The organism is Streptomyces sp. CA-278952 (genome assembly GCF_028747205.1).
In the GTDB taxonomy this organism is placed as follows: Bacteria; Actinomycetota; Actinomycetes; order Streptomycetales; family Streptomycetaceae; genus Streptomyces.
In genome coordinates this window covers 5688604-5711047 of the sequence record NZ_CP112880.1, presented here as the reverse complement: position 1 = coordinate 5711047, position 22444 = coordinate 5688604, and the positions used below count along the sequence as shown (strand labels likewise).

The following is a 22444-nucleotide window of genomic DNA, read 5'->3' as shown; positions in this document are numbered from 1 at the left end:
GACACACGTGGGTGATGTGGTCGTGCGTGGTGCGTGGAGACCGATGCGACGGGCCACCGTTCGCGGGGGTACGGCGGCCCGGCCCGGGTCAGCCCTCGGCCGGTACGCGGGTGGGCAGACCGGGCCAGCCCTGCGCCAGCATGCTGATCTGCGTCTCGTCCAGTGCTCCCTGGAAGGCCCAGATGTCGTCGATGCCGCCCGGCCAGTACTCACCGGCGGTGGCACCGTCCAGGACGCGGCCGACTTGCAGGGACTTCGTCGCCGGGAAGGCCGCAGTGTTGGCCGACCACGACACCCGGTCCGTACAGGACGGGTCGTCCGGAGTACCGTCCTCGTCGGTGTCCGGGCAGGTCACCTGCTCCAGCTGGCCGTTGACGTAAAGGCGTGCCTGATCGGCGAAGCCGTCGTACACGAGCGCCAGGTGATTCCAGTCGGTGGCGCTGTAGAAGGACTGGTTCTCCACCCTGACCGGGGCTGCGGTGGCGGAGTCCGCGCCAGCCATTTCGATCTGCCAGCGCCCTATGCCCAGTGCGTCGGGAACGTAGCGAACGGCGAAGGCACTTGTGGCAGCGCCTACGGCGCTGATCACGGTGGCAGGCCCGTCGGGGACGGCCGCTGCCTGGGCCCAGGCGGTGACGGTGTAGCTGGCACCGGTGTCCAGTGGGACACCGGTGGTGGCCGCGTAGTCGTCGACGCCGTCCAGGACGAGCCCGCCGTCATCGACCCAGCCGGACCCGATCGCGGCATTGCCGTTCAGCGTCAGTGGGTACGCGCCGGCGGCCGCGTTCGGGGAGGTGGCCGGCGCGGCGGGGTTGCTCTCCAGCAGCCAGCGGCTCTTGACCAGCGGACGCTGCTTGAACAGCTGCCGCACCTCGTCGTCGGAGATGGTGCGGTCGTACAGCTGTATGTCGTCGAGGTTGCCCTGAAAGAAGTTGCTGAATCCGCTGTTGTAGCCGGAGGCTCCCAAGGTGACGGATCCGGAGGCGAGCCAGGGCGTGGTGAAGGGCTGGGTGGCTTTGAGGCAGCCGTTGACGTAGAGGCGGATCTGCTGGGCGTCGATGTCGTAGACACCCACCGCGTGGGCCCATTCGCCCGGGGCGGCCAGGGGGCAGTTCTGGTCATTGGTCGCTGTCTCCACCGCGCGTACGAGAGGGGCGTCGGCGGTGTCGGCGGTGGCCCGCTGGAAGACCCACCCCGTGGTGGAGTGGTACAGCTCGAAGCCCCGGTTGGCGGTGCCGTTCTGATGGGCCACCACCATGGCCCGGTTGGGTTTGTTCTTCGGCACCCGGGCCCAGGCGGAGACCGCGAAGCTCTGATAGGTGTCCATCACGGGACGTCCGGTGACGGCGTGGTCGTCGGTACCGTCCAGTTCCAGACCGGTACCCGCCACCCCTTCCGCCCCGCTCTTGGCGCCGCCCTTCAGCGTGGCATCCGCCTGCTGGGCGCGCCCCGTCACCGCCGTCGCCGCACTGTCCTCGTCCAGCGGCCATGCGAGCTTGGCCGGGCGGTTGGTGTCCACCGGCTGCTTCGCGTGCAGCCGTGCCACCTGAGCGTCGACCAACTGATAGTCGAACAGCTGCAGCTCGTCCAGATCGCCGCCGAAGAAGTTCTCCGTCGTACCGTAGTGCGAGGCCGCCCCCAGGATCGTCCTGCCTCGCGCGTCCCACGGCCCCGTGAAGGGAGCCGTACCAACGAGCTTCCCGTCGACGTACAGCTTCAGCTGCTGGCCCGGGTTGTCGAACACCCCCACCAAATGGGTCCAGACCCCGAGTCGGCCACTCGCGCACAGGGTGTCACCCGCCGTGCACGCGGGCTGTACCGCGCGCACCGTCGTGGTACCCGCCGCGTCCGCGGTGTGCCGCAGGAACGCCCAGCCGCCCAGCGCCGAGGAGTGGTATATCTCGAACCCACTGGTGTTGTGGCCCGCCTGGGAGACCGCCACCGTGGCGGCGTCCGGCTTGTCGGCGGGAAGCCTCGCCCACAGCGACACCGAGAAGCTCTTCCCGGTGTTCAGCACCGGTGAGAGCGTCGCGGCGTGGTCGTCCACGCCATCCAGGTGGAGGCCGGTACCGGTCACACCGTCCGACCCCGGCTGTGCACCGCCGTTCAAGTGCGCCGGCCAGGTGCCGCCCTGGCCCTTGGCCGCCGCTGCCCCGACGGGTTCGTCGAGGTCCCAGCTCAGCCGGTCGGGCTGGCCGGCCCTCACCCGGAACTGGTAAGTGCGGATCTCGCTGCCGTTGCCCGCCGTGTCGAAGGCCTGCGCGGTGACGAAGTTGACGCCGGGCCTGGTCGGCATGAACTTCATGGTCTTCGCGCCGCCGCCCGAGGTCGTCAGTGTGTGCTTGCTGCTCGGATCGCCATTGACACCGAACCAGTACTTCGACACGTCCGTGGAGGAGGAGTCGACCGTGAAGGTGCCGTACCGGCCGACGCCGTCGAGCCACGGGTCCTGCGGATCCTCGGGGTCGGAGGGTGGGTAGTGGCCGGAGGTGATGGAGGGGCCTGCCGGTACGGAGGTGTCGTAGACCATGTTGCAGGCGGTCGCGGAGCCTGCCCACGACCAGGGCGACCACTGTGCCCCGTCGTTCGAGCGGGCCGACCAGCCGATCGTCCTGTTCTTCGGGATACTGCTGGGCAGCGACAGGGAGAAGTCGGAGCCCGACGTCTTGTAGGTGGAGACGGCCGAGGTCCAGCGGCTGACGAAGCCCTTGCCGTCTCCGGAATCCCATGAGGCTTCGAACTGCACCCGTACCCGGTCCTTGTCCGGGTCGGTCACGTCGTTGGCCCGCAGCGTCGGCAGGATCCGCACGCGCTTGGCCGCGCCCGGCTTGCCACACGCGCCACCCGGATTCTGCGTCAGCTGCGTCACCTTGATCTGCGCGGGCGGACCGTTGTACTGCACCCGCAGGAACGCGTCATCCGAGAACCGCTTCCACGTATACGGATCCGACTCACTCGTGGCCCGCATACCGAAGGTCAGAGTCGACCACTTGCCCGCCGCCGCCTGCGCGACCACGCCCTTCACGTTGAACTCGGCGTCAGCAGCCGCACAGCCATCGGCGCCGTAGGCGAAACTCCGGTTCTCGATGTGGTCCACCCAGAACCCGGAGGTGTTCTGCGAGTTCCAGGTGGTCGAGGAGTTGATCCCCTTCGTCCGCCACAACTGGACCTCCCGCTTGTCGCAGGAAGCGGCATGCGTCTCACGCACCACGAACTCCGCCGACAGGATCGACTTCCCCGCGAACCGGGACGTAGGAATCTGGTAGAAGAGCCGCTTGGTGTCGTAGGGCTTGCAGAACACCCACCCGCAGTACCCGAGCCCCGCGTCGGAATCCCCGTTGAACTTCCACTGGGGCGAACCGGCCCAGTACTTCGACGCCATCGTCCACGCCGACGCCTTGGGTGAATACCACTGCGGATCGATGAACACCGGGTACACCGTGTCCTCGCCCACCAGGACGTCTCTGTCCGGTGTAAGGATCAGCTCGCCGCCCCCGGACGGCACGTCCACGCCGACCGGTGCAAGCTGCCCCGACTCTCCGGCACCGGGCTCCTCAGATCCCCCGGTTCCGGCCTGTGGCACGGAACGCGCCGAAGCGCCCGAGGACGAGGCATCTGTGGTCTCCCCCGGGCTGGAGTCCCACATGACGGGAGTGGGCGCTTCGAACACCACGCCACCCGCTCCCCGGTCGACCGCCTCGATCCCGCCCTCGGATGTCTCTCTCACCTCCATGCCGCTTGTGGCGAGCCGCAGCCGCAGCTCAGCGAGACGGGGGCTGTTGGCGGCTTCGGCAGACTTGACGACCAGCAGCTGGGTGAAACCGTCCGGCGTGGCCGTGAGCCGCAGGTCCACACCGGGGAGTATGTCGCCGTACGTCGCAGTGTCATCAGCGAGAGTTGGCGCCGGCACAGCACCGGGCCAGGACAGCTCAAGTGCCCGGCCCGCACGTGCGAGACGGACCAGCGGCCCCTCGCCTCCCCCCGAGAACGAAAGCTCGGTCGCGGACGCCCTGGGAGCCACCGTGCCACCAGAGGCGACCAGCGACGTGTCGACCGCCTTCCACGTCCCGTCCTTGCGTGTCCACACCGGCCGCAGATGCTCCCGCGCCTCCAGCAGACCTTCAGGTGTAGCGAAGACTTCGCTGGACTCACCGCGCAGCGACATCACTTCCACGCGCTCGCCCGTCCGCTTCGCCTCGTTCAGGGCATCCGTCTCGGACGACCCTTCCGGGACACCCGCAGTAGCCTGCTGCGCGGCCGGCTGAGCACCGTCGCTGGCACGGGCCGAGGCCGTGGGCGCTCCCGAGCCACCGGACAGACCGGCGGCCACAGCACAGACCACACTCACCGCCGCAGCTCTACCGACCGTTCTGCGCACACGGGCACAACACAACATCCCCCAGCCCCTCCCCAACCCCCGCCATGCCCTCACATATTGCGAGAGCGATGTGACGGTAGGTACGGGAGAGCCGTAAGTCCACCCGCGTAAATCAGGACATCTCCCCAGGCTTCACACGCACCACGAAGAGAACCGAGTGATGTCGGGCACACCCGTCGACCACAGGGGGGCGGTGGGTTCATTCCCGCCGAACTCACGGAACACCCCGCGTGAACGGAGAGAGCCGGTCACCTGCCCGGCCGGTCCGGAGAGGTGTCCGTGAGCGTGCGCGAGTCCCATGTGCGAAAGTGCAGATTTTGGAGCGGGGTGAAGGCTTCGAGGGGCAGGGCGGATACTGCGACAACACCCGTCGGAGCCTCGAGCCGGCAGTCGAGAGGCCACGCACGAAGCGGCCGATGTCGCATCGATGCGGGCCGGGCTGGGTGGGGGAGCGGCCCTTCCTCAACGGCCGTGGGATCGTTCACCACGCGCCCCACGAAGGAATGACCAAAACGCCAGGTCACAGCCCTACGAAAGCTCACAGGCAATCAGAACGCTGCACGTTCGCTGCACCGTTGCGGAGCCCGCAGGTCCCCAGAAAACGCGTTTCCCCAGGTCAGAAACGATTCTGCCTGGGGATCCTGGTGGGGCGGGTGGGACTCGAACCCACGGCCGACGGATTATGAGTCCGCTGCTCTAACCGGCTGAGCTACCGCCCCGTCTCGGCGTGGCGCGTACAAGTGTGCGCACCGTCTGCCGCAGCATAGCCGGTCATACGATCTCTCGCTTCGGATGGCCGACTTCACCTGATCTTGAGGACGGCGCTGCGTGCTGCCCGGTTGCAGGCGAGGTCAAGAAGACCCGAAAGAGGCGCTCCGGGGCCCCTCGGGGGCTCCGGGAAGGCATCGGCCGGGCACGCGAAAGAGGACCCCGAGGGGCCCTCTTCCGTTCCGCTCCCCCGACTGGACTCGAACCAGTAACCCTCCGGTTAACAGCCGAATGCTCTGCCAATTGAGCTACAGGGGATCGCGCTCCCCCGACTGGACTCGAACCAGTAACCTGCCGGTTAACAGCCGGCTGCTCTGCCAATTGAGCTACAGGGGATTGCTGCGTCGCTGCGAAATCGTACCTGCCTGGCGGCTGCCGGGCGGCGCGCGTTCGCTGCGACACATACATTAGCGCAAGCAGGGGGGTGCTCCGCCAATCGGTATCGCCCGGGGTGATCTCGGGTGTCGCGGGTAGGCGGGCTGCACACGTCGCACGAAGCGTAGGAAGGGTGGCAGCCATGCGGTACCGGCTCACGTTCATCGCCGGAGTGGCCCTCGGTTACGTGCTCGGCACGCGAGCCGGGCGCGAGCGTTACGAGCAGTTGAAGAAGTCGGCCCGGCAGTTCACGGAGAACCCCGCCGTGCGCAACGCCGCCGAGAGCGCCGCGCACAGCGGGCGGGACTTCGCGGGCAAGGCATACCACTCGGTCAGCGACAAGGTCGGGGACAAGGTGCCCGCCTCCGTCGCGGAGCGGGTCCGGTCGCTGCGGGACCGCAGCGGTCAGAACGGCTTCGAGGACGACTGGGGGACCACCAACACCTAGGGTCCGGGGTCTCGTCGCGTACGGCGGCGGTTACGGGAAAGACGCGAGGTGCGGCAGAATCTCCCCATGGGCATAGTCGCGGGGTTGGACAGTTCTTCCGCCTTCACTCACATCGTCGTCTGTGACACGGACTCGGGCGCCGTGCTCCGGGAGGGGTACGCCGCCCATCCGGTCGAGGCCAAGGCCACCGAGGTGGATCCGCAGGCCTGGCTGCTCTCGCTCGGCGAGGCGGCCTCCGGTGGGCTGCTCGAAGGCGTGCAGGCCATCGGGGTCTCCGCGCAGCAGCACGGGCTCGTGCCGCTGGACCAGCAGGGCAACCTCGTGCGTCCCGCGCTGCTCGGCAACGACCGGCGGGCGCAGGTCGCCGCGGCCGACCTCGTCGACGCGCTGGGCGGGCGGGAGGCCTGGGCGGAAGCCGTCGGGGCCGTACCGGGGGCCGCGCAGCCGGTGGCGAAGCTGCGCTGGCTGGCGCGGACCGAGCCGGAGAACGCCCAGCGGGTGGCCGCCGTGCTCCAGCCGCACGACTGGCTCGTGTGGCAGCTGCTGGGCCGGCCCGCCCGGCGGACCACGGACCGGGGCGCGGCCTCGGGCACCGGCTACTGGTCGGCCGGGTCCGCCGCCTACCGGCCCGATCTGGTCGAGCTGGCCCTCGGCCACCCAGCCGGGCTGCCCGAGGTGCTCGGCCCCGCCGACTCCGCCGGGATGACCCCGGAAGGGCTGCTGATCTCCGCGGGCACCGGCGAGACCATGGCCGCGGCCTTCGGGCTCGGGGTCGCGGTGGGCGACGCGGTGGTGTCGCTGGGGGCCTCCGGGTCCGTGATGGCGGTGCACCACGAGGCGCTCGCCGACCCGAACGGGATGATCACCTCGTTCGCCGACGCCACCGGGATGCACCTGCCGGTGGTGCACCTCTCCAATGCCGTGCGCGCGCTGCGCGGGACCGCCGAGATGCTGGGCGTGGAGGGGCTGGAGGAGCTGTCCGCGCTGGCGCTGAAGTCGACGCCGGGCGCCTCCGGGCTGGTGCTGCTGCCGTATCTGGAGGGCGAGCGCACCCCGCAGCTCCCGCACACCGCGGGCACCCTGAGCGGGCTGCGGCGCGAGTCGATGAAGCCGGAGCATCTGGCGCGGGCCGCGTTCGAGGGGATGCTGTGCTCGCTGGCCGACGCCCTCGACGTACTGCGGGGGCGGGGGGTGGAGGTGCGGCGCGTCTTCCTGCTCGGCGCCGCCGCCGAGCTGCCCGCCGTGCAGGCCCTGGCTCCGGCGGTGTTCGGCACCCAGGTCGTGGTGCCGCAGCCCGCCCAGTACGCGGCGATCGGCGCCGCCCGGCAGGCGGCGTGGGCGCTCGGGGTCTCGCAGGGCTCCCTCGATCCGCGCACTCCCCCGGCCTGGCAGGGCGCCGCGGCCCAGGTGCTGGAGCCCGGTGACGAGTTGGCGGTCGGCGGCGCGGTGCGTCAGCAGTACGCGGCCACCCGGGACCAGATCCACCCCGGGGCCTTCGGCGGCGCGCACCCGGCGTAGGCAGGCCCGGGACCCGTACGCGTCGCACCCGGTGGGCAACGCCGGTGCAGGCCCGTTCGGTGCGCGCCCGCACCCGGCGCGCGCCCGGAGCGAGTCCGTGACCCCGGTGCGCCGAGGGTCTCTCCGCGCGCTCCAGGTTTGACCTGGGCTTGGTGAAAAGGGTTCGCGATCGGAGTACGGCGTACGCGAAACTGGGGCGGCCTCTGCCGTCCGCCGACTCCGAGAGACCCGCGTGCTCATAAAACTCCTGCGGGCCCATCTGGGCCCGTACAAGAAACCCATCGTGCTGCTGGTCTTCCTCCAGCTGCTCCAGACCTGCGCCACGCTCTATCTGCCCAGTCTGAACGCCGACATCATCGACAACGGTGTCGTCACGGGCGACACCGGCTACATCCTGGAGTTCGGCGGTCTGATGATCGCCGTCAGTGTCGTTCAGGTGCTGTGCAACGTGGGGGCCGTGTACTACGGGGCCCGGACCGCCTCCGCGCTCGGGCGCGACGTGCGCGCCGCCGTCTTCGACCGGGTGCAGTCCTTCTCGGCCCGTGAGCTCGGGCGCTTCGGGGCGCCCTCGCTGATCACCCGGACCACCAACGACGTCCAGCAGATCCAGATGCTGGTGCTGATGACGTTCACCCTGATGGTGTCGGCCCCCATCATGTGCGTCGGCGGCATCATCATGGCGCTCGGGCAGGACGTGCCGCTCTCCGCGGTGCTGCTCGCGGTCGTGCCGGTGCTCGGCGTCTCGGTCGGCCTCATCGTGAAGAGGATGCGGCCGCTGTTCCGCACCATGCAGGAACGGCTGGACGGGGTGAACCGGGTGCTGCGCGAGCAGATCACCGGCAACCGGGTCATCCGCGCCTTCGTCCGGGACGGGTACGAGGAGAAGCGGTTCCGGGGCGCCAACACGGAGCTGACCGATGTGTCGGTGGCGACCGGGCAGCTGGGGGCGCTGATGTTCCCGACCGTGATGACGGTGGTCAACCTGTCGTCGGTCGCGGTGGTGTGGTTCGGCGCGCACCGCATCGACAGCGGCGGGATGCAGATCGGCGCGCTGACCGCGTTCCTCGCCTATCTGATGCAGATCGTGATGGCCGTGATGATGGCCACGTTCATGTTCATGATGGTGCCGCGCGCCGAGGTGTGCGCCGAGCGCGTCGAGGAGATCCTCGGGACCGAGTCGAGTGTGGTGCCGCCCGTCGCTCCGGTGACCGAGCTGCGGCGGCACGGGCATCTGGAGGTGCGGGGCGCCGAGTTCCGCTATCCGGGCGCGGAGGAGCCGGTGCTGCGGGCCGTGGAGCTGGTGGCCCGGCCCGGGGAGACGACCGCGGTCATCGGGTCGACGGGCAGCGGGAAGTCCACGCTGCTCGGGCTCGTACCCCGGCTGTTCGATGTGACGGACGGCGAGGTGCTGGTCGACGGCGAGGACGTGCGGACGCTGGATCCGGTGCTGCTGGCGAAGACGGTGTCCCTGGTGCCGCAGAAGCCGTACCTCTTCTCGGGGACGGTCGCGACGAACCTGCGGTACGGGAATCCGGACGCCACCGACGAGGAGCTGTGGCACGCGCTGGAGGTGGCGCAGGCCAGGGAGTTCGTCGAGGCGCTGGAGCACGGTCTCGACGCGCCGATCGCGCAGGGCGGCACCAACGTGTCCGGCGGTCAGCGGCAGCGGCTCGCCATCGCCCGGACGCTGGTGCAGCGCCCGGAGATCTATCTGTTCGACGACTCGTTCTCCGCGCTGGACTACGCGACCGACGCCGCGCTACGGGCGGCGCTGGGGCGGGAGACGGCCGGGGCGACCGTGGTGATCGTGGCGCAGCGGGTGTCCACCATCCGTGACGCGGACCGGATCCTGGTGCTGGACGAGGGCCGGGTCGTGGGGAACGGCACCCATCACGAGCTGATGGACGGCAATGAAACATACCGGGAGATCGTGCTCTCCCAGCTGACGGAAGCGGAGGCCGCGTAATGGCCGGTCCGGGCGGACGGATGATGGCCGGGGGTGCGCCCACCGACCGGTCGATGGACTTCAAGGGGTCGAGCAAGCGGCTGCTGAGGCGGTTCGGCCGGGAGAAGGCCTCGCTGTGGCTGATGCTGGCCGCCGTGACGGTGAGCGTCGCGCTCTCGGTGGCCGGGCCGAAGATCCTCGGCAGGGCGACCGACCTGATCTTCGGCGGTGTCGTCGGGCGCGGGATGCCCGAGGGCACGACGAAGGCGCAGGCGATCGAGGCACTGCGTGAGGACGGCCGCGGTTCCATGGCCGACATGCTCTCGGGGGTGGACTTCACCCCGGGCGAGGGCATCGACTTCGGCGCGGTGGGGAACGTCCTGCTGGTGGCGCTGGTGATCTACGTCGGCGCCGGGCTCCTGATGCTGGTGGCGACGCGGGTGTCGATCCGGATCATCAACCGGATCGTGTTCCAGCTGCGGGAGGACCTCCAGACGAAGCTGGCGCGGCTGCCGCTGTCGTACTTCGACCGGGCCAAGCGCGGTGAGGTGCTGAGCCGGGCGACGAACGACATCGACAACATCTCGCAGACGCTCCAGCAGACGATGGGGCAGCTCATCAACTCCCTGCTGACGATCGTCGGCGTGCTGGCCATGATGTTCTGGATCTCGCCGCTGCTGGCCCTGGTCGCGCTGGTGACGGTCCCGTTGTCGGTCGTCGTGGCGACACAGGTCGGCAAGCGGTCGCAGCCGCAGTTCGTGCAGCAGTGGCGGGTGACGGGGACGCTCAACGCCCACATCGAGGAGATGTACACCGGGCACACCCTGGTGAAGGTCTTCGGCCGGCAGGAGGAGTCCGCGCGGGACTTCGCCGAGCAGAACGAGGCGCTGTACGAGGCGGGGTTCAAGGCGCAGTTCGCCAGCGGGCTCATGCAGCCGCTGATGTTCTTCATCTCGAACATCAACTACGTGCTGGTCGCGGTGGTCGGCGGGCTCCGGGTCGCCTCGGGCACGCTGTCGATCGGTGACGTGCAGGCGTTCATCCAGTACTCGCGGCAGTTCTCGATGCCGCTGACGCAGGTCGCCTCGATGGCCAACCTGGTGCAGTCCGGTATCGCTTCGGCGGAGCGGGTCTTCGAGCTGCTGGACGCCGAGGAGCAGGACGCGGATCCGGAGCACGGCGCGCGCCCGGAGCGTCTGGAGGGCCGGGTCTCCCTGGAGAAGGTGGCCTTCCGCTATGACCCGGAGAAGCCGCTGATCGAGGATCTGTCGCTGAGCGTGGAGCCGGGGCAGACGGTCGCGATCGTCGGTCCGACCGGGGCCGGCAAGACGACACTGGTCAACCTGCTGATGCGGTTCTACGAGGTGACCGGCGGGCGGATCGCGCTCGACGGGGTCGATGTGGCGAAGATGTCCCGGGACGATCTGCGGTCCTCCATCGGCATGGTGCTCCAGGACACCTGGCTGTTCGGCGGGACGATCGCGGAGAACATCGCGTACGGCGCTTCGCGCGAGGTCACCCGGGAGGAGATCGAGGAGGCGGCCCGGGCGGCGCACGCGGACCGGTTCATCCGGACGCTGCCCGACGGGTACGACTCGGTGATCGACGACGACGGCTCCGGGGTCAGCGCGGGCGAGAAGCAGCTGATCACCATCGCGCGGGCGTTCCTGTCCGACCCGGTGATCCTGGTCCTCGACGAGGCGACCAGCTCGGTGGACACCCGGACCGAGGTGCTGATCCAGAAGGCGATGGCGCGCCTGGCCCACGGGCGTACGTCGTTCGTGATCGCGCACCGGCTCTCCACGATCCGGGACGCGGACGTGATCCTGGTGATGGAGAACGGGTCGATCGTCGAACAGGGCACGCACGACGAACTGTTGGCGGCCGGGGGCGCCTACGCCCGGCTGTACGCGGCCCAGTTCGCGGAGGCGCTGGCCGAGGTGGACTAGAGAAGGTCCCGGTGGATCAGTCGAGGTAGCCGCGGAGTTGGTCGGCGAAGGCGTGGTCCCGCAGCCTGCTGAGGGTCTTGGACTCGATCTGGCGGATACGTTCGCGCGTCACGCCGAAGATCCGGCCGATCTCCTCCAGGGTGCGGGGCCGCCCGTCCTCCAGGCCGTACCGCAGCTGGACGACCTTGCGTTCGCGCTCGCCGAGGGTGGAGAGCACCGCCTCCAGGTGTTCGCGCAGCAGGAGGAAGGCGGCGGACTCGACGGGTGAGGCGGCGTCGCCGTCCTCGATGAGGTCGCCGAAGGAGACGTCGTCCTCCTCGCCGACGGGGGCGTGCAGGGAGACGGGCTCCTGGGCCAGGCGGAGGACTTCGGTGACCCGCTCGGGCGTCAGGTCGAGCTCGCCGGCGACGTCCTCGGCGCTGGGCTCGACGCCGCGTTCCTGGAGCATCCGGCGCTGGACCCGCACCACGCGGTTGATCAGCTCCACGACATGGACGGGGACGCGGATGGTGCGGGCCTGGTCGGCCAGTGCGCGGGACATGGCCTGCCGGATCCACCAGGTCGCGTACGTGGAGAACTTGAAGCCCCGGGCGTAGTCGAACTTCTCCACGGCCCGGATCAGTCCGAGGTTCCCCTCCTGGACCAGGTCGAGCATGGTCAGGCCGCGGCCGACGTAGCGCTTGGCGACGGAGACGACGAGGCGCAGGTTGGCCTCGATGAGGCGGCGTTTGGCCGTGCGGCCCATCACGACCAGCCGGTCGAGGTCCCCGGCGAGACGGGAGTCGAGGTCCGGGGTGCCCGCGAGGCGCTCCTCGGCGAAGAGCCCGGCCTCGACGCGGCGGGCGAGTTCGACCTCCTCGGCCGCGGTGAGCAGCTGGATGCGGCCGATCTCGCGCAGATACTGCCGGAACAGGTCGGAGGTGGGGCCGCCGGAGTCCGCCCGGTGCCGCGGCTCCGGGAGGTCGGGGAGGTGCGTCGCTTCCACCATGACCGCCTCGGGTGCGTATCCGGGCGGGCCGGCTGTGGTCTCCGGGTGGTGCAGGGACCTGTTCTGCGCCGGGATGGCCGCCATGGTCTCGGTCGTGGTCGTCACGGTCCGGGTCTGCACGGGGGCGACCTCCAGGTGATCGCTGCCGGATGACGGGGGGTGGAGGTCCGTCCGGCCCCGAGATGCGCTCCTGCGGGCCGGCGTGCTCCGATGACTCAGACATTCCCCAGTGTGGGGTACGACACACGGCTGTCACGAGGGGCGTGCGGGGACTTTCTGGTTCCGGTCCGTCACCGGCCGATTACCCGCGTCGGCCCGGGGGTGGGCCCCGGCAGCCGCTCAGAGCGCGGCGGCGCCGTGGGCGCGCAGGGACTGGGCGTACTGCTGGAGCACCCAGACCTCGCTCTGTGCGGCGGCCAGGTCCTGGGGGGCGACGTTGCTGCCGAGGCGGGCGAGGCTGCCCTGGACGTCGTGGATGCGGCGGTCCACGGCGCGCAGCCGGACCTGGACGAGCTGCATGCCCGCGTAGGTCTCGTCGATGTTCTTGCCGCGGAACACCTCGACGGCCAGCTCGGTGACGAGGCTGCGGACGGTGTTGTCGGGGGCGGCGTCCATGACGGCGACCAGATACTCGCGGTTGTCGGCGAGGCCCTGCTCGGCGCCGCCCGCCTCCTCGATGCAGCGGCGCACGGCTGCGTAGGGCGGGGCGGTGAACTCGTCCAGGCCGTACGCGTCGAAGGCCGGGGAGACCAGGGCGGGTTTCTGGAGGGCGAGCTTGAGCAGTTCGCGTTCGGTGCGGTGGGCGGGGCTGCGGAGGTTGAGCGCGGGGCCGGAGAAGCCGGGGGCGGGGGCGTGCTGCTGCGGGGCTCCGCCTCGCGGGCCCTGGGGGCCGCCGCGCCGGCCGCCTCGCTCCCCGTGGTCGCCGCCCTTGTCGCGGGCCCAGCGGGCGAGCTGGGCGACGCGGTGGACGACGAACTCCTGGTCGAGGATGCCGACGAACCCGGCGAGCTGGACGGCGACCTCGCGCTGCACGCTGCTCGTCTTGATCTTGGCGACGACGGCGGCGGCCTCGTCGAGGGCGGCGGCGCGGCCGGCCGGGGTCTCCAGGTCGTACCGGCCGACGATCTGGCGCAGGGCGAACTCGAAGAGCGGGGTGCGCGGCTGCACCAGGTCGCGTACGGAGTCGTCGCCCTTGGCGAGCCGCAGGTCGCAGGGGTCCATGCCGTCCGGGGCGATGGCGATGTACGTCTCGGCGGCGAACTTCTGGTCGTCCTCGAAGGCGCGCAGGGCGGCCTTCTGCCCTGCCGAGTCGCCGTCGAAGGTGAAGATGACGCGGGCGCTGCCGTTGTCCATGAGGAGGCGGCGCAGGATCTTGATGTGGTCGTTGCCGAAGGCGGTGCCGCAGGTGGCGATGGCGGTGGTGACCCCGGCGAGGTGGCAGGCCATGACGTCGGTGTAGCCCTCGACGACGACGGCGCGGCTGGCCTTGGCGATGTCCTTCTTGGCCAGGTCGATGCCGTACAGCACCTGGGACTTCTTGTAGATCGGGGTCTCGGGGGTGTTGAGGTACTTCGGGCCGTTGTCGTCGTCGCGCAGCTTGCGGGCGCCGAAGCCGACGATCTCCCCGGCGGTGTCGCTGATGGGCCACATCAGCCGGCCGCGGAAGCGGTCGATGGGGCCGCGGCGGCCGTCCTGGGAGAGGCCGGAGGTGATCAGTTCCTTGTCGCTGAAGCCCTTGCCGCGCAGATAGCGGGTGAGGTGGTCCCAGCCGGCCGGGCTGTAGCCGACGCGGAAGTGGGCGGCGGCGTCCTGGTCGAAGCCGCGCTCGGCGAGGAACTTGCGGCCGATCTCGGCCTCGGGGCTCTCCAGGGCGCGGACGTAGAACTCGGCGGCGGCCTGGTGGGCCTCGATCAGCCGGATGCGTTCGCCGCGCTGGTGGGAGGGGTTGTAGCCGCCCTCCTCGTAGCGCAGGGTGATGCCCGCCTTGGCGGCGAGGCGCTCGACCGTCTCCGAGAAGGAGAGGTGGTCGATCTTCATCACGAAGGCGATCGTGTCGCCGCCCTCCTGGCAGCCGAAGCAGTGGAACAGGCCCTTGCCGGGGCTGACCTGGAAGGAGGGGGACTTCTCGTCGTGGAAGGGGCAGAGGCCTTTGAGGTTCCCGCCGCCCGCGTTGCGCAGCTGGAGGTATTCGGACACGACGGAGTCGATCGGGACCGCGTCCCGTACCGCCTTCACGTCGTCGTCGTTGATCCTGCCAGCCACGGGTGAAGTCTACGGGTGGACGCCGACAGTCGGACGCGCGGCAAAGAGCCTCCGCGGGGTGCGGGCCGTACTGCCCGCACCCCGGCGGGGATCGTCAGAGCAGGGACTCCAGCGGGACCGACGGGTTTCCGAGGGCTTCCGGGTCGTGCTGCTGACGGGCCCGGATCAGCTCCTGGATCGTTTCGGTGACATCCCACACGTTGACGTTCATCCCGGCCAGGACGCGGCGGTCCTTCAGCCAGAACGCGATGAACTCCCGCTTCCCGGCGTCGCCCCGGATGATCACCTCGTCGTAGGAGCCGGGCGGGGCCCAGCCGGAGTATTCGAGGCCCAGGTCGTACTGGTCGGAGAAGAAGTACGGGACGCGGTCGTAACTCACGTCCTGGCCGAGCATGGCGCGGGCGGCGGCCGGTCCGCCGTTCAGGGCGTTCGCCCAGTGCTCGACGCGCAGCCGGGCGCCGAGCAGCGGGTGGGCGGCGGCGGCGACGTCCCCGGCGGCGTAGATGTGCGGGTCGGAGGTGCGCAGCGAGGCGTCCACGGCGATGCCGCCGCCGTGGGCGCGGTCGGCCATCTCCAGTCCCGCGGCCTCGGCGAGGGCGGAGCGCGGGGCGGCGCCGATCGCGGCGAGCACGTCGTGGGCGGGGTGCTCCTCGCCGTCGTCGGTGCGGGCGGCGAAGACCATGCCGTCCTGGCCGGTGATCTCGGTGAGGCGGGCCCCGAAGTGGAAGCGGACGCCGTGCGCGCGGTGCAGCTCGGTGAAGATCTGGCCCAGCTCGGGGCCGATGACCTGGTGCAGCGGGGTGGGCTCGGCCTCGACGACGGTGACCTCGGCCCCGTAGCCGCGGGCGGCGGCGGCGACCTCCAGGCCGATCCAGCCGGCCCCGGCGATGACCAGGTGGCCGTTGTCGCGGCCGAGGGCGGCGAGCACGTTGCGCAGCCGGTCGGCGTGGGCGAGGCGGCGCAGGTGGTGGACGCCGGCCAGGTCGGTGCCGGGGACGTCCAGGCGGCGCGGTTCGGAGCCGGTGGCCAGCAGCAGCTTGTCGTAGTGGATGACGGTGTTGTCGCCGAGCTGGACGGTCTTCGCGTACCGGTCGAGCACGGTGACCGGCTGGCCGAGGTGCAGTTCGATGTCGGCGCCCGCGTACCAGGCGCGTTCGTGGGTGAAGACGCTGTCGCGTTCGGCCTTGCCGTCCAGGTAGCCCTTGGAGAGCGGCGGTCGTTCGTAGGGGTGGTCGCGCTCGTCGCCGATGAGGATCACCCGGCCGGTGAACCCTTCGGCGCGCAGCGTTTCGGCCGCCTTCGCCCCTGCGAGTCCTGCTCCGACGATGACGAACGTCTGGTGTGCGTCGACCACTTGATGCCTCCTCAGTGCTGTGCTGCGCGGCGCCCCCAGCTGCGAGCGTCCCGCACGCAGCGTGATGGCGAAAGAGGGTGTGCCCCGGACAGGTCACACCCCGTGGTCAGATGTCCGGCCCCTTCCAGTCTGCCGGTCACCCACGACGGGCGGTGAGCGCGGCGTGCAGGGATCGTGCGGAGGCGTCGGTGAGGGCGGCGATCTGGTCGACGAGGACCCGCTTGCGGGCGTGGTCGTCGGGCGCCTGGTCGAACAGGGCGCGGAAGTGCGGTTCCAGGGCTTCGGGGGCCCGGGCGGTGAGGGCAGCGGCCAGCTCGGCGATCACGACGCGCTGGTCGGCGCGGATGGCCTCCTGTTCGGCGCGCTGCATGACGTAACGGTCGGCGACCGCCTTGAGCACCGCGCACTCGTGGCGCACCGCACGCGGGACGACCAGCTCGGCGCCGTACCGGCCGAGGCGGCCGGGGCCGTACACCGCGCGGGTGGCGGTCTCGGCCTCCGTGCAGAAGCGGCCGATGAGTTGGCTGGTGGCGTCCTTGAGGCGGGCCTGGGCCACGGCGGAGCCGTCGTAGCCGTGCGGCCACCAGTCCTGGTCGATCAGCCGGTCCAGGGCATCGGACAGCTCCTGCGGGTCGGTGCCGACGGGGACGTAGCGGCCGATGGCGACCGCCCAGATCTCCTGCCGCTCCGGCTCGGCGTAGAGGCAATTGGGGTCGATGTGGCCGGCGTGCAGCCCGTCCTCGAAGTCGTGGACGCTGTACGCCACGTCGTCGGACCAGTCCATGACCTGGGCCTCGAAGCAGGTGCGGTCCTCGGGGGCGCCCTCACGGGCCCACGCGAAGACCGGGACGTCGTCGGCGTACACCCCGAACTTGGCGGAGTGCGGGTCGGTGGGGTGCGCGCCGCGCGGCCAGGGGTACTTGGTGGCGGCGTCCAGGGCGGCCCGGGTGAGGTTGAGGCCGACGCTGACCAGGTCGCCGGTGCGCGGGTCGCGGACGAAGCGCTTGGGTTCCAGGCGGGTCAGCAGGCGCAGGGACTGGGCGTTGCCCTCGAAGCCGCCGCAGTCGGAGGCGAAGTCGTCGATCGCCTGTTCGCCGTTGTGGCCGAACGGCGGGTGGCCCAGGTCGTGGGCGAGGCAGGCCGTCTCCACCAGGTCGGGGTCGCAGCCGAGGACCGCGCCCAGCTCGCGGCCGACCTGGGCGCACTCCAGGGAGTGGGTGAGCCGGGTGCGGGGGCTGGCGTCCCAGACGAGGGAGCGGGTGCCGGGCGTCACGACCTGGGTCTTCCCGGCGAGCCGGCGCAGAGCGGCGGAGTGCAGGACCCGGGCGCGGTCGCGCTGGAAGGCGGTGCGGCCGGGGCGCTTGTCCTCCTCGGTGTCGAAGCGCTCGGTGTCGGAGGAGCCGTAGGGGCTGCTCGCCCCTCGTCCGCTCGGTGCGCTCTGTGTGCCGTGTGCCCGGTCTGCCCCGTGTGCGCCCTGTGTGCCGTCCATGGTTCCGACAGTAGCGACCGGGACGGACAACGTGGCGTGAGCGGGCCCGGGTGTCAGGCGGAAGCGAGCAGGCTCACCGCGTCGGCCGGGGCGAGGGCGGCATCCGAGGCGGACCGTGCCTGGTCGTAGCGGTGCAGTACGAGGCGGGCCAGCGCCGGGTGGGCGCCGAGCGGGGCGGCCGCCCGGTGCGGTACGGCGTCGGCGCAGGCGCTCGCGAAGCGGCCGGGGGCGGTGAAGTAGGAGGCGACGAAGGTTCGGTGGCGGCCCCGGGCGGCCAGGGCGCGCAGGGCGGCCGGGACGGTGGGGGTGGCGGCGGAGGCGTACGCCGGGACGACGGGCACGCCGAGGCGCATCGCGAGCGCGCGGGCGGTGTGCCGGGTGTCCCGGGCGGAGTCGGGATCGCGGGATCCCGCGGCGGCGAGGACCACGGCGGCGTGGCGGCCGCCCTCGTCGGCGGGGTCCCAGCCGGCCTCGACGAGCCGCCCGTACAGCGCCTCGACGAGCAGGGGGTGGGGGCCCAGGGGCGCGGCGATCCGGGTGCGTACGGCCGGGGCGGCGGCCGCCCCGGCGGGCAGGTCGTGCTTGACGTGGTGGCCGCGCCCCAGAAGCAGCGGTACGAGGACGGCGTCGGCGTTGCGCAGGCCGTCCAGGGTGTCCCGGAGCAGGGGCCGGTTCAGCTCGATGTGGCCGAGCCGGACGTCGAGGCCGGGGCGCAGGTCGCGCACCCGGTCCAGGAGGGCCAGCACGGTGCGCAGGGCCTCCGGGTCGCGGCTGCCGTGCGCCACGGCGACCAGGGACGGGGCGGAGGCTCCGCGCCGCTCCTCCGCGGGGCGGTCGGGCTGCCGGGTGCGGTGCGTGGGGCTGCGGGTTCCGTTCCGGGGGACGGGGCTGAGCTGGGCGCCGAGCCGGTCGGTGACGCGTGCGGGGAGGTGGTGGGCGGTGCCGTCGGTCATCGGGGGCGACCGGTGGGGCTGTTCGGGGAGCTGCTCCGTCATGGACCGATGGTGCCGGGCGGAGGTTGCCGGGTCGTTGCGCGAGGGTCACAGGCGTTTTCCGCCACCTCACGGCGGGGGTGGGGGCGGTGTGCGTACGCCGGCGCGGCCCTCTCCCCCGCCGGTGTCGGGCGCCACAAACCGGGGCGGCCGGCGAACCTTTGCGGCATCCCGGTCGTCAGGTGAGGTGGGGGCAGGTGGCGCGGACGGCGCGAGGGGCAGAGGAACGACAGGGGGTTCTGGTGCGCGGAAAGAAGAACGGCGGGAGCGGGGCGGCGGGCGAGAGACGGACGGGGCGCGGGCGGTGGCCGCAGGGGCTCCGGCTGTCGGCGCGGCCCGCCCGGCGGTTGTCGGCGCGGCCCGCCGGGCGGCTGGTGCCGGAGGGGTTCGCCTCGCGGCTGCGGAAGCGGTTCGCTCTGCGGGGGCCGAAGGGGTTCGCTGTGCGGGTGCCGGAGCGGTTGGCTCTGCGGGGGCCGAAGGGGTTCGCTCTGCGGGTGCCGGAGCGGTTGGCTCTGCGGGGGCCGAAGGGGTTCGCTCTGCGGGTGCCGGAGCGGTTCGCTCTGCGGCTGCCCCGCACCCGGCGGGTGCAACGGCGGCTGGTGCAGGGGCTGGTGGCCGCCTGTGTGCTGGCCCTGGTGCCCGCGACCTGGATGCGGCTGGAGGCCGGCGACCGGGTGGGCACGACGGCCGAGGCTCCGGCGCGGGAGGTCGCCGTGGTGTTCGGCGCCGGGCTCTGGAAGGGCCGCCCGACCCCGTACCTCGCGCACCGGCTGGACGCGGCGGCCGAGCTGTACCGCACGGGGAAGGTGAAGGTCGTCCTGGTCACCGGGGACAACAGCCGCGTGGAGTACGACGAGCCGGACGCGATGCGTACGTATCTCACCGGGCGCGGGGTGCCGGACGAGCGGATCGTGAGCGACTACGCCGGGTTCGATTCCTGGGACTCCTGCGTCCGGGCCAAGAAGATCTTCGGGGTCGACCGGGCGGTGCTGGTGAGCCAGGACTTCCACATCCACCGGGCGGTCACCCTGTGCCGGTCGGCCGGGATCGACGCGTACGGCGTCGGGGTCGACGAGCCACGGGACGCCACCTGGTACTACGGCGGCGCCCGGGAGCTGGCGGCCTCGGGCAAGGCCGCGCTGGACGCCCTGCTCCGGCCCGACCCGCGTTTCCTGGGGCCGGAGGAGCAGGGCGTGGCGGAAGCGCTGGCCGCGGGGGCGCGCTGAACGGGCCCGCCCGAAGCAGGGAACCCTCGCTCGGGACGAACCCGGCACCACCACTCCCCGCCGCAGAAGAGGTCGCCGCTCCCCACCGCCAGGGTTCCGTCCTCAATCGCCGGACGGGCTTGGACGGAGCCCGCCGGCCGCGCCCCCCAGGGCGTGACACCTAGGAGCCGCCCCCCGCGCGTCCGGTGGTCCACCGTCCCTCGGGGATGAGGACGCCGCCGGTCCGCAGCGAGCGGGTGACGGCGGTCGCGGCTAGGTAGACCCAGGCCTGCACGGATCCCCCGGACGCCCCGGGCTCCCCGAGCTCCCCGAGCTCCCCGAGCTCCCCGAGCTCCCCGGCCTCCGCCGCCCGCGCCGGCAGCTCGACCTCGCGGACGACGCGTTCGTACAGGTTGCGCGGGTGGCCGGGGCCGAGGAACTCCTCCAGGTGGTCCAGCAGCCCGAGCAGTTCCCCGTACACCCCGGGCGCGGCGACGAGCAGGGTGCCGTGGACGCGGCCGTGGCCCTCGATCGCGTACGGGTAGCCGGGGCCTTCGTAGAGGAGGGCCCGGGGCAGCACGGCCGGCCGCTCCCCCGCCGTACGGCCCCGGAGGAACAGGTCGTGGTTGGGTTCGCCCGGCAGCAGCGTCCCGTATACGAAGAAGGGCAGTTCGGCGGCGACGGGGCCGCCGGGGGCGGTCGTGGTCATGGCCGCCGTCACAGGGCTGCCGGGGGCGCCGTCTCCGCCGTCACCCAGCCGAGGTAGCCGGCACTGCCCCGGATCACCGGCAGGGCGATGATCTCCGGCGTCTCGTAGTCGTGCTCCCGCTGGAGGTGTTCCTCCAGTTCGTCGTAGCGTTCCGCCGTCGTCTTGAAGAGCACCTGCCACTCCTCGGTCGTCTCGATGGCGTTCTGCCACCGGTAGACGGAGGTGACGGGGGCGGAGATCTGCGCGCAGGCCGCCAGCCTGGCCTCCACCGCCGACCGGGCCAGGGCGTCGGCCTTGTCCTCGCTGTCGGTCGTGGTCAGTACGGTCAGCCATGCCGGCGGCGCTGTCATCGTCGGTCTCCTCGGAGTACGGCGGGCTCTTTGCCCGTGGGCCTTCGATGCGATTGTCGGCCCACAGCGGGTCAGGCGCCGTACGGACGGAGATTCCGGGCGTCGCGCAGGGCGGTACCCCACCACACCAGCTGGTCCAGCAGGGTCTTGGCCGCCGCGTCGGCGGGCTCCGGGTCCAGATGGCGTCCTCGGTCGTCGAAGAGGGCGCCGGCGTTGTGGAAGGACACGGTGTCGCGGACGGTGACGGTGTGCAGTTCGGCGAAGACCTGCCGGAGCTGTTCGACGGCCCGCAGCCCGCCGGAGATGCCGCCGTAGCTGACGAAGGCGACGGGTTTGGCCTGCCATTCCGCACTGTGCCAGTCGATGAGCGTTTTCAGCGGTGCGGGGAACGAGTGGTTGTACTCGGGGGTGAGGACGACGAAGGCGTCGGCCGCCGCGAGCCGGGCGGAGACCGCGCCGAGCCGCGCCGCCTCCTCGGGCCCGGGGCGGAAGGTGATCGCGGTGGGGAGGTCGGCCTCGGCGACGTCGACCAGGTCGGTCTCGATGCCGGGGTGGCTCGCGGCGCGGGCCAGGAACCAGTCGGCGACGACGGGTCCGAAGCGGCCGTCGCGGTTGCTGCCGAGGATGACGGCCACCTTGAGGGGGGCGGGCACGGCGGCGGCGGGCCCGGTGGGCGACGTGGATGACGTGGATGACGTGGGTGAGGTGGATGACGTGGATGACGTGGGTGAGGTGGATGACGTGGATACGGCTGCGATGTCCATGGCGTCGAGCTTTCTCCCTCAACCATGGTTGAGGTCAAGCGCGCCCGTCCGGAGCCTGGCCGATCCGGGTCCGGACGGCCCGCCTACGGTGGCCGCATGACGACGCACCGGCCGGACACGCCTCTGCCCCACATCGAGTTCGACGGCCGCCCGGCCGCCGAGGAGGACCTGCGGATCCCCGCGCTGTACGGCTACGGCCACTTCACCGCCATGCAGGTGCGGAACGGCAGGGTGCGGGGCCTCGGACTGCATCTCGCCCGGCTGGACGCCGCGAACCGGGAGCTGTTCGACCTGCCGGTGGACGGCGACCGGGTGCGGGAGCTGATCCGGCACGCCCTGGACGGGGCGGGGCTGCGGGACGCCTCGGTGCGGGTGAACGGCTATCTGCCGCCCGGCGCGACGCACACGACCCTGATGGTGACGGTCCGGGAGCCCGCCGCACGGCCGGGCGGGGCCCGGAGCCTGATGTCGGTGCCGTACGCGCGCACGGCCCCGCACATCAAGCGGCCGGGCGAGTTCGGGCAGACGTACTACGGGATCCTGGCGGGGCGGGCGGGGTTCGACGAAGCGCTGCTGACCACGCCGGGTGGAGTGGTGACCGAGGGGGCGATCACCAACATCGGCTTCTGGGACGGGAGTGCGGTGGTGTGGCCCGACGCCCCGGCCCTCACAGGCATCACGATGACTCTGCTGGAGCAGGGACTCGAGCGGGCCGGACGGCCGTCGGCGCGCCGCCCGGTGACGCTGGAGGGCCCGGGCGGAGTGGGCCGCTATCCGGCCGCCTTCGTCTGCAACTCGCAGGGCATCGCACCGGTGCGGCGGATCGACGACACCGCGTTCGCGGTCGACGAGGAGCTGATGAGGGAGTTGGGCGCGGTGTACGACGGCACTCCGGAGGACGTCGTGTGAGACACCCGCGCGGGAGGACGGGGCGACGCGCCGCGCGAGAG

At 71.5% G+C, this 22444-nt stretch carries 15 protein-coding genes and 3 tRNA genes; 6 read left to right on the top strand and 12 right to left on the bottom strand.

What is annotated here, in order from left to right; translation table 11 throughout:
• Positions 1–88: 88 nt before the first annotated feature.
• The 4 genes from N7925_RS25555 to N7925_RS25540 all read right to left on the bottom strand — a co-directional run bounded on the left by N7925_RS25555 (position 89) and on the right by N7925_RS25540 (position 5482).
• Positions 89–3853 carry a LamG domain-containing protein gene (locus N7925_RS25555; RefSeq protein ID WP_331618024.1) on the bottom strand — a complete coding sequence of 1255 codons (3765 nt, stop codon included), beginning with the start codon at positions 3851–3853 and terminating at the stop codon, positions 89–91.
• Positions 3854–5020: 1167 nt separating this feature from the next.
• Positions 5021–5097 (bottom strand) — tRNA-Ile (locus N7925_RS25550).
• A 234-nt stretch (positions 5098–5331) separates the two neighbouring features.
• Positions 5332–5404: transfer RNA gene (locus N7925_RS25545), tRNA-Asn, on the bottom strand.
• 5 nt (positions 5405–5409) lie between these two features.
• Positions 5410–5482 (bottom strand) — tRNA-Asn (locus N7925_RS25540).
• Positions 5483–5663: 181 nt separating this feature from the next.
• Between N7925_RS25540 and N7925_RS25535 the strand changes: the two genes are divergently transcribed.
• The 4 genes from N7925_RS25535 to N7925_RS25520 all read left to right on the top strand — a co-directional run bounded on the left by N7925_RS25535 (position 5664) and on the right by N7925_RS25520 (position 11381).
• Positions 5664–5969 (top strand): YtxH domain-containing protein, encoded by a 306-nt coding sequence (locus N7925_RS25535; protein ID WP_018961645.1) that lies wholly within the window; start codon positions 5664–5666, stop codon positions 5967–5969.
• A gap of 66 nt (positions 5970–6035) precedes the next feature.
• Complete coding sequence (locus N7925_RS25530) at positions 6036–7487, top strand: FGGY family carbohydrate kinase (protein WP_274345277.1); 1452 nt, start codon at positions 6036–6038, stop codon at positions 7485–7487.
• A gap of 232 nt (positions 7488–7719) precedes the next feature.
• Positions 7720–9453, top strand: a complete 1734-nt coding sequence (locus N7925_RS25525) for an ABC transporter ATP-binding protein (RefSeq protein ID WP_274345276.1) — start codon at positions 7720–7722, stop codon at positions 9451–9453.
• Positions 9453–11381, top strand: coding sequence for an ABC transporter ATP-binding protein (locus N7925_RS25520; RefSeq protein ID WP_265601767.1), 1929 nt, complete (start codon positions 9453–9455; stop codon positions 11379–11381). Before N7925_RS25525 ends, N7925_RS25520 begins: the two co-directional genes overlap by 1 nt.
• A 16-nt stretch (positions 11382–11397) precedes the next feature.
• Here N7925_RS25520 and N7925_RS25515 read toward each other — a convergent pair whose 3' ends face one another.
• From N7925_RS25515 to N7925_RS25495, 5 genes are all read right to left on the bottom strand, one after another.
• Positions 11398–12489, bottom strand: a complete 1092-nt coding sequence (locus N7925_RS25515; RefSeq protein ID WP_331618020.1) for an RNA polymerase sigma factor — start codon at positions 12487–12489, stop codon at positions 11398–11400.
• A 219-nt stretch (positions 12490–12708) separates the two neighbouring features.
• Entirely contained in the window at positions 12709–14631 is a 1923-nt protein-coding gene (gene dnaG / locus N7925_RS25510; protein ID WP_274345274.1) for a DNA primase, read from the bottom strand.
• 94 nt (positions 14632–14725) lie between these two features.
• Positions 14726–15985, bottom strand: a complete 1260-nt coding sequence (locus N7925_RS25505; protein ID WP_265601765.1) for an NAD(P)/FAD-dependent oxidoreductase — start codon at positions 15983–15985, stop codon at positions 14726–14728.
• 136 nt (positions 15986–16121) lie between these two features.
• The gene (locus tag N7925_RS25500; RefSeq protein ID WP_274345273.1) at positions 16122–17474 is read right to left on the bottom strand and encodes a deoxyguanosinetriphosphate triphosphohydrolase; all 1353 of its coding nucleotides are present in this window, start codon (positions 17472–17474) and stop codon (positions 16122–16124) included.
• A gap of 53 nt (positions 17475–17527) precedes the next feature.
• On the bottom strand, positions 17528–18469 hold the full coding sequence (locus N7925_RS25495; RefSeq protein WP_274345272.1) for a sirohydrochlorin chelatase: 942 nt from the start codon (positions 18467–18469) through the stop codon (positions 17528–17530).
• A 503-nt stretch (positions 18470–18972) separates the two neighbouring features.
• Between N7925_RS25495 and N7925_RS25490 the strand changes: the two genes are divergently transcribed.
• Positions 18973–19692, top strand: coding sequence for a SanA/YdcF family protein (locus N7925_RS25490; RefSeq protein WP_274346555.1), 720 nt, complete (start codon positions 18973–18975; stop codon positions 19690–19692).
• A 160-nt stretch (positions 19693–19852) separates the two neighbouring features.
• Here the strand turns inward: N7925_RS25490 and N7925_RS25485 are convergent, their stop codons facing one another.
• The 3 genes from N7925_RS25485 to N7925_RS25475 all read right to left on the bottom strand — a co-directional run bounded on the left by N7925_RS25485 (position 19853) and on the right by N7925_RS25475 (position 21494).
• Positions 19853–20380 (bottom strand): gamma-glutamylcyclotransferase family protein, encoded by a 528-nt coding sequence (locus N7925_RS25485; protein WP_274345271.1) that lies wholly within the window; start codon positions 20378–20380, stop codon positions 19853–19855.
• Positions 20381–20388: 8 nt separating this feature from the next.
• Positions 20389–20730, bottom strand: coding sequence for a divalent-cation tolerance protein CutA (gene cutA / locus N7925_RS25480; protein WP_265601761.1), 342 nt, complete (start codon positions 20728–20730; stop codon positions 20389–20391).
• A 71-nt stretch (positions 20731–20801) separates the two neighbouring features.
• Positions 20802–21494 carry an NADPH-dependent FMN reductase gene (locus N7925_RS25475; protein ID WP_274345270.1) on the bottom strand — a complete coding sequence of 231 codons (693 nt, stop codon included), beginning with the start codon at positions 21492–21494 and terminating at the stop codon, positions 20802–20804.
• 96 nt (positions 21495–21590) lie between these two features.
• Between N7925_RS25475 and N7925_RS25470 the strand changes: the two genes are divergently transcribed.
• The gene (locus tag N7925_RS25470; RefSeq protein ID WP_274345269.1) at positions 21591–22403 is read left to right on the top strand and encodes an aminotransferase class IV family protein; all 813 of its coding nucleotides are present in this window, start codon (positions 21591–21593) and stop codon (positions 22401–22403) included.
• Positions 22404–22444 lie beyond the last annotated feature (41 nt).

Excerpts from the sequence above, each read along its gene's own strand:
- N7925_RS25530 (WP_274345277.1), top strand. The coding sequence starts at position 6,036 with ATGGGCATAGTCGCGGGGTTGGACAGTTCTTCCGCCTTCACTCACATC.
- N7925_RS25475 (WP_274345270.1), bottom strand. The coding sequence starts at position 21,494 with ATGGACATCGCAGCCGTATCCACGTCATCCACCTCACCCACGTCATCC.
- N7925_RS25485 (WP_274345271.1), bottom strand. The coding sequence starts at position 20,380 with ATGACCACGACCGCCCCCGGCGGCCCCGTCGCCGCCGAACTGCCCTTC.
- cutA (WP_265601761.1), bottom strand. The coding sequence starts at position 20,730 with ATGACAGCGCCGCCGGCATGGCTGACCGTACTGACCACGACCGACAGC.
- N7925_RS25500 (WP_274345273.1), bottom strand. The coding sequence starts at position 17,474 with ATGGACGGCACACAGGGCGCACACGGGGCAGACCGGGCACACGGCACA.
- N7925_RS25470 (WP_274345269.1), top strand. The coding sequence starts at position 21,591 with ATGACGACGCACCGGCCGGACACGCCTCTGCCCCACATCGAGTTCGAC.
- N7925_RS25495 (WP_274345272.1), bottom strand. The coding sequence starts at position 18,469 with ATGACGGAGCAGCTCCCCGAACAGCCCCACCGGTCGCCCCCGATGACC.
- N7925_RS25520 (WP_265601767.1), top strand. The coding sequence starts at position 9,453 with ATGGCCGGTCCGGGCGGACGGATGATGGCCGGGGGTGCGCCCACCGAC.
- N7925_RS25535 (WP_018961645.1), top strand. The coding sequence starts at position 5,664 with ATGCGGTACCGGCTCACGTTCATCGCCGGAGTGGCCCTCGGTTACGTG.